This window comes from Halothiobacillus diazotrophicus (assembly GCF_001663815.1).
GTDB lineage: Bacteria > Pseudomonadota > Gammaproteobacteria > Halothiobacillales > Halothiobacillaceae > Halothiobacillus > Halothiobacillus diazotrophicus.
Map to the genome: position 1 here is coordinate 1,105,019 of NZ_CP016027.1, position 11,254 is coordinate 1,116,272.

Consider the following 11,254-nt stretch of genomic DNA (forward strand, 5'->3'; position numbering starts at 1 on the left):
GGCATGTTGAATAAAGTATTGATCGCCAACCGGGGCGAGATTGCGCTCCGCGTCCTGCGCGCCTGCCGGGAGCTTGGCATCCAGACGGTCGCGGTCCACTCCACGGCAGACCGCGACCTCAAGCATGTCCGTCTGGCCGACGAATCCGTCTGCATCGGCGGTGCGCGCTCGACCGAAAGCTACCTGAACGTGCCGGCCATCATTTCGGCCGCCGAAGTCACCGACGCCGTCGCCATCCACCCGGGCTACGGCTTTCTCTCCGAAAACGCGGATTTCGCCGAGCGCGTTGAACAATCCGGCTTCATCTTCATCGGCCCGACCGCGGAAAACATCCGCATGATGGGTGACAAGGTCACCGCCAAGGAAACCATGCGCGCGGCCAACGTGCCCTGCGTCCCCGGTTCCGACGGCGCCTTGGGCGATGATCCCGACGAAAACCTGCGCCTGGCGCGCGAAGTCGGTTATCCCGTCATCATCAAGGCGGCGGGCGGCGGCGGCGGGCGCGGCATGCGCGTCGTGCACACCGAAGCGGCCCTGCTCCACGCCATCGAGATGACGCGCAGCGAGGCGGCGGCCGCCTTCAACAACCCCCAGGTGTACATGGAGAAATTCCTGGAACACCCCCGCCACATCGAAATCCAGGTGCTGGCCGATGCCCATGGCAACGCGATCTATCTGGGCGAGCGGGACTGCTCGATGCAGCGCCGCCACCAGAAGATCATCGAGGAGGCCCCGGCACCCGGCATCACCCCGGAACAGCGGGCCGAAATCGGCGCGGTCTGCGTCGAAGCCTGCAAGCGCATGGGCTATCGCGGCGCCGGCACCTTCGAATTCCTGTACGAAAACGGGCACTTCTACTTCATCGAGATGAATACCCGCCTGCAGGTCGAACACACGATCACCGAGATGATTACCGGGATCGATCTCGTGAAACAGCAACTGCTGATCGCCGCCGGCGAACCCCTGGGTATCACCCAGGATCAGGTCCACCTGAACGGCCATGCCATCGAATGCCGCATCAATGCCGAAGATCCCGCGACCTTCGCCCCCAGCCCCGGCAAGATCACCAACCTGCATTTCCCCGGCGGCCCGGGCGTACGCATCGACACGCACATCTATAACGGCTACAGCGTACCGCCGTACTACGACTCGATGATCGGCAAGGTCATCACCCATGCCGACAATCGCGAGCAGGCGATCCGCCGCATGGCCGGTGCGCTGGACGAAATGGCCATCGATGGCATCAAGACCAATATCCCGCTGCATATCGACCTGATGAACGATCAGGCCTTCATCGACGGCGGCGTGGATATCCACTTCCTGCACAAGCGGCTGGGCCTGAACTGATGACGATGGACGACCCCGCGCCACGTCAATGGCAGCGCCTGAGTCTCGACGTGCCGCAAGCGGACGTCGAGTCCACCGAAGATGCTTTGCTGGCGGCCGGCGCCGTCTCCGTCTCGCTGGAAGAACTCGGCGACGAACCGATTCTCGAACCCGGCCCCGGCGAAACGCCGCTCTGGCAGAAGGTCCGGGTGGCGGGACTGTTCGAGGAAGGCGTCAGCCCCGCCGAGATCATGGCCATCCTGCACCAGCATCTGCGTCCGGCGCTGCTGGGCGACTTCGACTATCAGGTGATCGAGGACACGGACTGGGTACGCCAGACCCAGGCGGATTTCGCCGCCGCCTGCTACGGCGACGGACTCTGGGTGGTCCCCCATTGGGAAACGCCGCCGGCTGACGCCAAGGCGGTCGTGCGCATCGATCCGGGCCTGGCCTTCGGCACTGGCCAGCACGGGACCACGGCCCTCTGCCTGGGCTGGCTGGATCGGCAGGCACTACAGGGATTGAATATTCTGGACGTAGGCTGCGGTTCGGGCATCCTGGCGCTCGGCGCGCTCGTCAAGGGTGCCGAGATGGCCTGGGGCACGGACATCGACCCCCAGGCGCTCAAGGCCAGTGCCGACAATGCGCAGCTCAACGGGATCGGGACGGACCGGTTCAGCCTCGGCCAGCCGGAGGAATTGCCTGTCGAGGCACGCTTCGACATCCTGATCGCCAACATCCTGGCCCAGCCGCTGATCGACCTGGCGGGTGAACTCGCTCCCCATCTCAAGCCGGGTGGGCGGTTTGCGCTCTCCGGCATTCTCAATCATCAGGCCGAAGCCGTCGCGGCGCAGTGGATGGCGCAGGGACTCGTCATCGATGCCATCGACAGCCTCGGCGACTGGTCGCTCGTTCAGGGTCATCGGCCCCACTAGCCTCATGCGCCCGGTACGGGCGGATGGGCATTGATCCATCATCCCGTGGCAATGCCTAGCCGCCCGGCCCGTGCCCGGGGTTGAATACCCGCCCAGGCCCCACACAGACCGCGCCAGAAGCAATCTCAATTCCCGATGAGCCCAAGACCCATGTCGACGACCGTGACGCCCAAACAAATCTTGCAGGACGTGTTCGGCTATCCGGATTTTCGGGGCGATCAGGCGCGCGTGGTCGACCATGTCACCGGTGGCGGGGATGCGCTGGTGTTGATGCCGACCGGCGCCGGCAAATCCCTGTGCTATCAGATCCCCGCCCTGTGTCGACGCGGTGTCGGTATCGTCATTTCGCCCCTGATCGCGCTGATGCAGGATCAGGTGGCGGCGCTGCAACAGCTGGGCGTTGCCGTCGCCTTCCTGAACTCCAGCCTCGACGCCGAAGCGGCACGTGCGGTGATGCGCCAGTTGCAGCAGGGCGACCTGAAGCTCCTCTATGTCGCGCCCGAGCGGCTGATGACCGACGGCTTCCTCAATTTCCTGGATCGCCTGCAGGCCGATCAGGGGCTCGGCCTGTTCGCCATCGACGAGGCGCATTGCGTCTCGCAATGGGGCCACGACTTCCGTCCCGAATACCGGGCCCTGAAGGTACTGCACGAGCGATTCCCCGACGTGCCGCGCATGGCGCTCACGGCCACGGCGGATGCGCCGACGCGACGCGAAATCGTCGAGCAGCTGGGCCTCGAGCAGGCCCAGCAGTTCGTTTCCAGCTTCGATCGACCCAACCTCCATTTCCGTGTGACGCAAAAAACGAATGCGCGCGAACAGTTGCTGAATTTTCTCAACGCGGAACATCCGAACGACGCGGGCATCGTGTATTGCCTGTCCCGCAAGAAGGTCGAGGAGACGGCGGCCTGGCTCAAGGCACAAGGCTGGGACGCCCTGCCTTATCACGCCGGTCTGGATGCCGCCACGCGTCATGAGAACCAGCAACGCTTTCTCCGCGAGGAAGGAATCGTCATGGTCGCCACCGTCGCGTTCGGCATGGGAATCGACAAGCCCAACGTGCGCTTTGTCGCCCACCTCGATCTGCCCAAGAGTCTCGAAGGTTATTACCAGGAGATCGGCCGTGCGGGCAGGGACGGGCTACCGGCGAATGCCTGGATGACCTACGGTCTCGGCGACGTCGTGTCGATGCGCCGGATGCTGCTGTCCGGCGATGCCCCGGAAGAACGCAAGATCGTGGAGTTGCAGAAACTCGATGCCCTGCTGGGCTACTGCGAATCGACCGTGTGCCGCCATCAGACCGTGCTGCGTTATTTCGGCGAAGCGCATCCCGGCGACTGCGGCCAGTGCGACAACTGTCTGACGCCCGTGGATACCTGGGATGCGACCCAGCCGGCGCAGATGGCGCTGTCCTGCGTCTATCGCACGGGGCAACGCTTCGGCGTGGCCCATCTGATCGACGTGCTGCTGGGCAAGGAAACCCCCAAGGTCGCGCAACTCGGCCACACCCAACTGAGTACCTTCGGCATCGGCAAAGCCCTGGATCGGGCGCAATGGCGCAGCGTGTATCGCCAGCTTACCGCATCCGGCCTGCTGAACGTCGACATGGCGGCATTCGGCGGACTGAAATTGACCGAATTGGCGAAGCCGGTACTGCGGGGCGAACAATCGGTATGGCTGAGGCGCGACCCCGAGCCGGTCAAACGCAAGACCAGCACCGCCGAGCGGGCATCCCGCCTGCGCGAGGAATTCGCCGAGGTCAACGACGATCCCTTGTGGTTGGCGCTCAAGGCCAAGCGGCTTGAACTCGCCCGCGAACAAGGCGTGCCGCCCTACGTGATTTTCCACGACAGCACCCTGCTGGCGCTCTTCAGGCAGCGACCGGATTCCCTGGACGCGTTCAGCCAGATCAGCGGCGTCGGACAGGCAAAGCGCGACAAGTACGCGGCCCATTTCCTGGCCGTGCTGGATGCACATCGGTGATCACGAACGCCGGGCAATACCTGCCGGCCATGACGAGGGCAGACGGTCTGCGTCAGGCGGAAGCCCCACCACCTTCCGTCGTCCGTAAACACCAGAGGGGCTGACCGCTCGCCCGATACTTGCGCTCGAACAGGGTCAGCGGCGGCTCGGATTCCGGAACCGGGACGATTTCGGCCGGCCGACCATGGAATTCGAGTGCCAGCGCCAGCTCTTCCAAATAGATGCGCCAGTTGCTGCGGCTTTCGAAATGCCCGCCGAGCGCCACCAGATCGGGAAACACGGGATGCGCGTGAAACCGCCGCTTGAGGTGTTTGGGCTTCGGTTCGGGATTCGGGTACAGCAGGTAATGCCGCTCGGGACGCCAACCGGCCGCGCGGGCCAGCCGCCAGAAATCCACGAGATCGGCCCGCAGGAGCAGGCAGTTTTCCGGGCTGCCCCCCCGCTGCCGAGAGAGTCGATCGGCCGAACGATCGATACCGATCACCGAATGCGTCGGGTGGCGCGCCGCCAGCAACCGCGTGCTGTCCCCGGTGCCGCAACCCGAGTCGAGAATCAGCGGCTGCGGTCGACCGGCCAGCCAAGCTTCGGCCGCGGCAAAGGCCTGCCGGTTGTAGTCGGCGATGGGACGCGCCCATCGATGACGCGCATGCTTGGCCACCTCGGCAAACAGGTCCTCGTGCGGACCGGTCTGCCGGGAAACGACCTGACGGGAATTGCCGGGCACGGCAGTATGCATGCGTTCCATGGCCGATCAGGGGGAGGATGCGGGCGGCTCGGAATTCGGCAACCGGACCGCCGGTTGCCGCACCTGATCGCTGAGCAGAATGCCGGCCCAGCGCGTCTTGGGATTCGAGTCGAGCGCCAATTTGGCGATCATCGTCAGCGGCACGGCCAACAGCATCCCAACCGGGCCGAATACCCAACCCCACACCAGCAGCGAGATCAGGACAACGACGGGCGAGAGACCCAACGAGCGCCCAAGCAGACGTGGCTCCATGATGCTCCCGATGGAGACGTTCACCACGAGGTACAGTCCGATCACCATCAGGATATGCAAAATATCCGTGCTCACGATGGCCACCAGAAGCGCCGGAATGGCGGCGATGAACGAACCGATGGTCGGGATGAAATTCAGCAGACCGGCGACGATGCCCCACAGAATCGCGAAATCGATACCCATCAGGCTCAGTCCAATCCCCACCAGTAGGCCGGTGAGTGTGCTGGCACCGGTCTTGATCAACAGGTAGCGGTAGACCGAGCGCAGAAATCGTCGACTGCGCACCCGAGCACGCCGACGATTGGGAAACGCCGCCGTGAGCTTGTCCGATAGGGTCTGTTCCTCAAGGAGCAGGAACATGAATGCCAGCAGCACCAGCAAGGTCGTGGCGGTAAACTGCCCCAGGCCGGCGGCAATGGTCGTGGCCAGGTTGGTAACGGCACTGGCCTCCGGCAGGGGGATGTGCTGGGGAATCAGTTCCGTCGGCACGCCCCGGGCCGTCAGCATGGTCTGGATACTCTCCCACCAGCCGCTGAGCTTGGCCTGATACTGAGGCGCCTGGACGGCAAGACTTTCTGCCGCCCCCTGCAAGGCGAGGAACAGGAGGAAGAAAGCCACGCCGACCAGGACGAACAACAGCAGGATCGAAATGACACTCGGCACCCCGCGTTTCTGCATCGCAGTCATCAGCGGCGCACTGATAATAGCCAGGAATGCAGCCAGCAGGAACGGCGTGACAATGTGACTAACCGTCCTCAAACCGGCGAGCACAATGAAGGCCGCTGCCGTGCCGATAAGCCAATACAGCACATTCGGCTGCGGATTGCTGGGCTCGCTGTTCACTGTCGTGGGTCCAATCTGGAAGGGCCTGGGCTTCAGCCCATTGCGCGAATGCCATGCTGGCGCAGCAATGGCTCGATGCTCGGCTCGCGGCCCCGGAATGCCTTGAACAGCACCATCGGTTCCTCGCTGCCGCCGCGTTCGAGGATATGCACCAGGAAATCGGTGCCCGTCTGCTCGTTGAACACCCCCTCCTCCTCGAAGCGCGCATAGGCGTCGGCCGACAGCACTTCCGCCCACTTGTAGCTGTAGTAGCCGGCCGCATAGCCGCCCGCGAAGATGTGCGAGAAACCATGCTGGAAGCGGTTGTACTCGGGCGGGTGCAGCACCGCTACGCGCTGGCGTACGCGGTCGAGGGTTTCCTGGATGCGTGCCCCGGTCTCGGGATCGTAGTCCTGGTGCAGGATCAGATCGAACAGGGAGAACTCCAGCTGACGGACGATCTGCATGCCCGACTGGAACTGCCGCGCCGCCTGCATGTTCTCGAACAATGGCTCGGGCAACGGCGCCCCGGTTTCATGGTGCCGGGCGAACAGATCCAGCGCTTCGCGTTCCCAGCACCAGTTCTCCAGGAACTGGCTCGGCAGCTCGACGGCATCCCAGGCCACGCCATTGATGCCGGACACGCCGATGGTCTCGACCTTGGTCAGCATGTGATGCAGACCGTGGCCGAACTCGTGGAACAGGGTGGTGACCTCGTCGTGCGTCAACAAAGGCGGCGTGCCGCCCACCGGCGGTGTGAAGTTGCAGGTCAGGAAGGCGACCGGCGTCTGCAGGCTGCCGTCGGCACGACGACGACGCGTCACGCAATCGGCCATCCAGGCACCGCCGCGCTTGTGCTGACGGGCATAGAGATCGAGGTAGAACTGGCCGCGCAGTTCGCCGTCCCGGTCGTGGATATCGTAGAACCGGACGTCCGGATGCCAGGTGCTGACCCCGGCATGCTCGGTCACGCGAATGCCGAACAACCGGTTCACCACCTCGAACAGCCCGGCCACCACGCGATCCGCCGGGAAATAGGGCTTGAGCTGCTCCTGACTGATATCGAAATGCGCCTTGCGCAGCTTTTCGCCATAGAACGACAAATCCCAGGGCTTCAGTTGCCCGGCATGGCCAAATACGGGGCCGCCATGCTTGCGGGCAAAATCCGTCAGTTCGGCCAGTTCCTCCCGCGCGCGCGGCAGCGCCTGATCGGCGAGGGTGTTCAGGAAGTCCAGCACCTGAGCCGGGCTGTCGGCCATCTTGGTGGCCAGGGATCGCTCCGCGTAATTCGCAAAGCCCAGCAACTGCGCCAATTCGTGGCGGATGGCGAGGATGCGATCCATCAGCGGGCCGTTGTCCCACTGCCCGGCATGCGGCCCCACCTCGGAAGCACGGGTGACAAAGGCGTGGTAGACGGTCTCGCGCAGGTCACGGTCCTCGGCATAAGTCATCACGGCGATGAAGCTCGGGAAGTCCAGCGTGATGCGCCAGCCGGCCTCATCGGCCCGTTCGGCGCCCTGACGGAACATGGCCATGGCCGAATCGGGCACGCCGGCCAGCCGCGCTTCGTCGGTGATCGTCAGCGACCAGGCATTGGTCGCGTCGAGCACGTTGTTGGCGAATTGGGTCGTCAGTTTCGAGAGCTCGCTCTTGAGCGCCTTGTAGCGCGCCTTGTCCGCCTCCGGGAGGTCGACGCCGGACAACCGGAAGTCGCGCAGGGTGTTCTCGATCACCTTCTGCCGCTCGCCGGAGAGCGTCGCAAACTCCTCACTCTGGCGAATGGCCTCGTACGCGCGGAACAGCGCCGCGTTCTGGCCCAGCTCGGTGTGGTAGTCCGACAGCTTGGACTGGCAGGCTTCGTACACCGTGCGCAGTTCCGGCGTGTTCACCACCGCGTTGAGTTGGCTCACGGGCGACCAGGCGCGATCGAGTCGATCGGCCATCGCATCCATGGGCTCGACGAAATTGGCCCAGGTGAAGGGCGCGCCCTGTGACAGACGTTCGGCAATGGCGGCGCGGTTCTCGGCCAGAATTTTGTCGATGGCCGGCTCGATATGCCCGGGTTGGATTTGATCGAAGGCGGGAAGATCGGTGGTGTTCAGCAAGGGATTGTTCATGGTCTGAATTCTGTGTGGTCTCGATTCTGTGTGGTGTTGATTCTGAGTGGTCTCGATCTGTTTGGTTGGTGGATCACGCGCGGGTCGAAGCATTATCCGGCTCATCCCCGGCAAGGGCGGGCCAAAAAGCCAGAAAACAGCCTGGCAAATGCGTTGAGCCTAGCATCATTTGCCCGATACGAGACCGTATTTGCCCCCTGTGTACTCGACAGCCCCCTCGGCGCCTCCCGTCACGCCGGGATTTCGGGGGGTGCCGCCGTCTCGAGCAACCAACGACGGAAGGCCGCGACCTTGGGCAGCGTCAGGCGATTGGCCGGCGTCACCAGATAATAAGCCGAAGGGGTTTCGATATGCTGATTCAACAGGTGCACGAGCCGACCGGATTTCAGATCGTCCTCGACCAGACTGCGCCACGCGAGCGCCACACCCAGACCCGCCACCGCCGCCTGGATGGTGAGGTTGCTCTCGCCAAAGTGCTTCACGCGCAAAGGCGTATCGAGCGCGACGCCTTGGGCCGTCAGCCAACTCCGCCAATCCGGAAAAAGATGATGCGCGGTATGCCATTCGTCGTTCAGCAGCGGCTTGCGGGCAATATCCCCGATGGAACGGATGTCCGCCGCCACGGCCGGCGACGCCACGGGTATGAATGTTTCGGGGATCAGCAGATCCACCTGAAGCCCCGGATACTGCCCATCGCCGAAGCGGACCGCACAGTCCACATCCTCCAGATCGAAATCCACCATGCGCCGGGTGGCGGACAGACGCAACTCGATCTCGGGATGACGGTTCTGAAAATCCTCCAGGCGCGCCATCAGCCAACGGGCGGCAAACGCGGGCGGGCTCGACACCACCAACGGCCCGTTTTCCCGATCCGAGCCAAGGCGGGCGGCGGCCTGCTCCAACCGGTCGAAGGCATCGGACAGGAGCGGCAATGCCGCCTCGGCCGACTCGGTCAGGGTGATCTGCCGACCCCGTCGAAACAGCGGCTGCCCGAACAGCTCCTCCAGCTGACGGATCTGCTGACTCACCGCCGCCGGCGTCACATGGAGCTCCTCGGCCGCCCGCGCCATGGAACGATGGCGGGCGACGGCCTCGAAGGCACGCAGGGCGGTGAGGGGCGGAAGCTTTCTGGACATTAGAAATTCTTAACCAATCCGCAACGAAGTATCGTTTGTAACAGTTTCAGGCACTGGGTAGAGTGGCTACCAATTTAGCAAAACTAAGCCCATAGGTGCACCATGCCTGTCAATCTCGTCCTGCTTCTGCTCACGACCTCGGTGTTCTTCTGGGGCGTGAACTTCGCCCTCGCCGGCCCCGTACTGGCCGACCTGCCGCCGCTGTGGGCGGCGGCCCTGCGCTTCATCCTCGCGGCAGCCATCATGCTGGCGATCGCCGCCTACCGGGGCGATCAACTGCTCAAGCTGCTGCGCCAGCACGCACCGGTCCACCTGCTGCTCGGCGTCCTCGGTATCGTCGGCTTCAATTGGTTCTTCTTCCACGCCATGCAGCAGACCTCGGGGGACAACGGTGCCTTGATCATGGCCACCAACCCTCTGCTCACCACCCTGCTGGCCGCGCTGTTGCTGCGGGAACGTGCCTCGGTGCGTCAGCTCATCGCCATTCCCATTGCCTTGCTTGGCGTATCCGTCGTGATCACGGCAGGCGATCTGAGTCGGTTGGCACAACTGGATCTGAACCGGGGGGACGTACTGATGCTGTTCGCCAACCTCAACTGGGCGCTGTTCAACGTGGCCACCAAGCGCTTCATGCCCAAGGAAGCACCCATGGGCAACACGGCCTGGATGATGGTGATGGGGGCCCTGATCCTCACGGTCATGGCGCTGGCGAGCGGGGAGACCTTCACCCTGCCGGGCGCCCACGCCGGGTTTGCCCTGATCGTGATGACGCTCGGCGGCACCATACTGGCCTACCTGTTCTGGGGGATGGGCGTACGCAATCTCGGTGCCGGTCGCGCCGCATTGTTCCTGAATCTCGTACCGGTCTTCGCGATGCTGGTCAGTGGTGCCATGGGCATCGCACCCACCGTGGCGCAGATCACCGGCGGATTGATCGTCCTGGCGGGCGTCACCTTCGCCATGATGCCCATGCGGACCAGAGTTGCGGCCTGACTGCACGCCCAATGAATCGCTGAGTGTTGGGCTGCACTGCGTTTAGCCCAACCGACAAGGCGCCTCGCTCGGGAAACAGGGCCGCTTCTCGGTACTCCGTAGGTTCGGGTAAGCGCGCCCCCCAACAATCCCGACAAGACGTTTCAACAGGCGACCGAGCCTGCCCTACAGGACAACGCGACGAACGGCACCACTCACCCCGCACGCTTTCGGGCGATGGCGTCCCAATCGAGGTTGTTGCAGGCATGGCACGGCTCCTTGAGGACGCGCAGCCGCACCAGCAGGGAGTGGAGCTTGCAGCCCAGGCAGAAGCCCATCACCGCCTCCATCCAGATCATCGCGAGGCACACCCAGACCAGCGCTACGGGGATCTGGTAGGGAATGTAATTCACCGTGGTTGGCAGGATGTCGTGGGCGAACACCGTATTGATCCCTTGCGCGAACACGCTGGGGTTGAAGAACACCAGGCAGAACGTGGCGAGAAACAGGCCCAGCCCCCAGGCAAAACGCTTCGGCCCCAGGGGCTTCCACTCCGACGGCCGGTTCCGTGCCAGAAATGCCGAGAGCTGGATCGTCGGCGAAAACCGCGACGTCCAGACGGTCATTCCGGCCAGCAGATCGAATACGGCATAGATCAGCACCCAGGTCTGTGGGGTGTACTCGATGATGCGCCGCTCCATGTGCCCCGAGTAGATGATGTGGTAATCGGCCGACAGATCGAAAGTCTGCTTCACCGTGGCCGGATCCACGATCCACGGCGAGGTATAGAACACATAGAACAGCGTCAGCACCATGAACAGCGGGATGAACAGCAGGAGGCCGGCGCGGATGCGCACGGCGTTCTCGTTGATGAACAGATCGGGTTCGGTGGGGTCCCGAAACCAGGTGGTCTTGAATCTATGCACGGTGAACCTCGGTCGACGTGTGCCTGACGCAAAATCGCGC

The 11,254-nt window shown here is 63.7% G+C and carries 9 protein-coding genes; 4 read left to right on the forward strand and 5 right to left on the reverse strand.

The window, feature by feature from the left end; translation table 11 throughout:
- The first annotated feature begins 3 nt into the window (after window positions 1-3).
- The 3 genes from accC (at window position 4) to recQ (ending at window position 4,244) form a co-directional block, all read left to right on the forward strand.
- Entirely contained in the window at window positions 4-1,347 is a 1,344-nt protein-coding gene (accC, locus tag A9404_RS04940; RefSeq protein ID WP_066099169.1) for an acetyl-CoA carboxylase biotin carboxylase subunit, read from the forward strand.
- 5 nt (window positions 1,348-1,352) lie between these two features.
- The gene (prmA, locus tag A9404_RS04945; protein ID WP_082923011.1) at window positions 1,353-2,261 is read left to right on the forward strand and encodes a 50S ribosomal protein L11 methyltransferase; all 909 of its coding nucleotides are present in this window, start codon (window positions 1,353-1,355) and stop codon (window positions 2,259-2,261) included.
- 150 nt (window positions 2,262-2,411) lie between these two features.
- A complete protein-coding gene (gene recQ / locus A9404_RS04950) occupies window positions 2,412-4,244 on the forward strand; it encodes a DNA helicase RecQ (protein ID WP_066099170.1) in 1,833 nt (610 codons plus the stop codon).
- Window positions 4,245-4,296: 52 nt separating this feature from the next.
- On the opposite strand, the gene trmB is transcribed toward recQ, so the two are convergent.
- From trmB to gcvA, 4 genes are all read right to left on the reverse strand, one after another.
- Window positions 4,297-4,989, reverse strand: coding sequence for a tRNA (guanine(46)-N(7))-methyltransferase TrmB (trmB, locus tag A9404_RS04955; protein WP_066099171.1), 693 nt, complete (start codon window positions 4,987-4,989; stop codon window positions 4,297-4,299).
- A 6-nt stretch (window positions 4,990-4,995) separates the two neighbouring features.
- A complete protein-coding gene (locus tag A9404_RS04960) occupies window positions 4,996-6,084 on the reverse strand; it encodes an AI-2E family transporter (protein WP_066099172.1) in 1,089 nt (362 codons plus the stop codon).
- A gap of 32 nt (window positions 6,085-6,116) precedes the next feature.
- A complete protein-coding gene (prlC, locus tag A9404_RS04965; RefSeq protein ID WP_066099173.1) occupies window positions 6,117-8,180 on the reverse strand; it encodes an oligopeptidase A in 2,064 nt (687 codons plus the stop codon).
- Window positions 8,181-8,410: 230 nt separating this feature from the next.
- On the reverse strand, window positions 8,411-9,316 hold the full coding sequence (gcvA, locus tag A9404_RS04970; protein WP_066099174.1) for a transcriptional regulator GcvA: 906 nt from the start codon (window positions 9,314-9,316) through the stop codon (window positions 8,411-8,413).
- A 102-nt stretch (window positions 9,317-9,418) separates the two neighbouring features.
- Between gcvA and A9404_RS04975 the strand changes: the two genes are divergently transcribed.
- Window positions 9,419-10,309, forward strand: coding sequence for a DMT family transporter (locus tag A9404_RS04975; protein WP_066099175.1), 891 nt, complete (start codon window positions 9,419-9,421; stop codon window positions 10,307-10,309).
- Window positions 10,310-10,503: 194 nt separating this feature from the next.
- On the opposite strand, the gene A9404_RS04980 is transcribed toward A9404_RS04975, so the two are convergent.
- Window positions 10,504-11,214 (reverse strand): DUF4395 domain-containing protein, encoded by a 711-nt coding sequence (locus A9404_RS04980; RefSeq protein ID WP_066099176.1) that lies wholly within the window; start codon window positions 11,212-11,214, stop codon window positions 10,504-10,506.
- Window positions 11,215-11,254 lie beyond the last annotated feature (40 nt).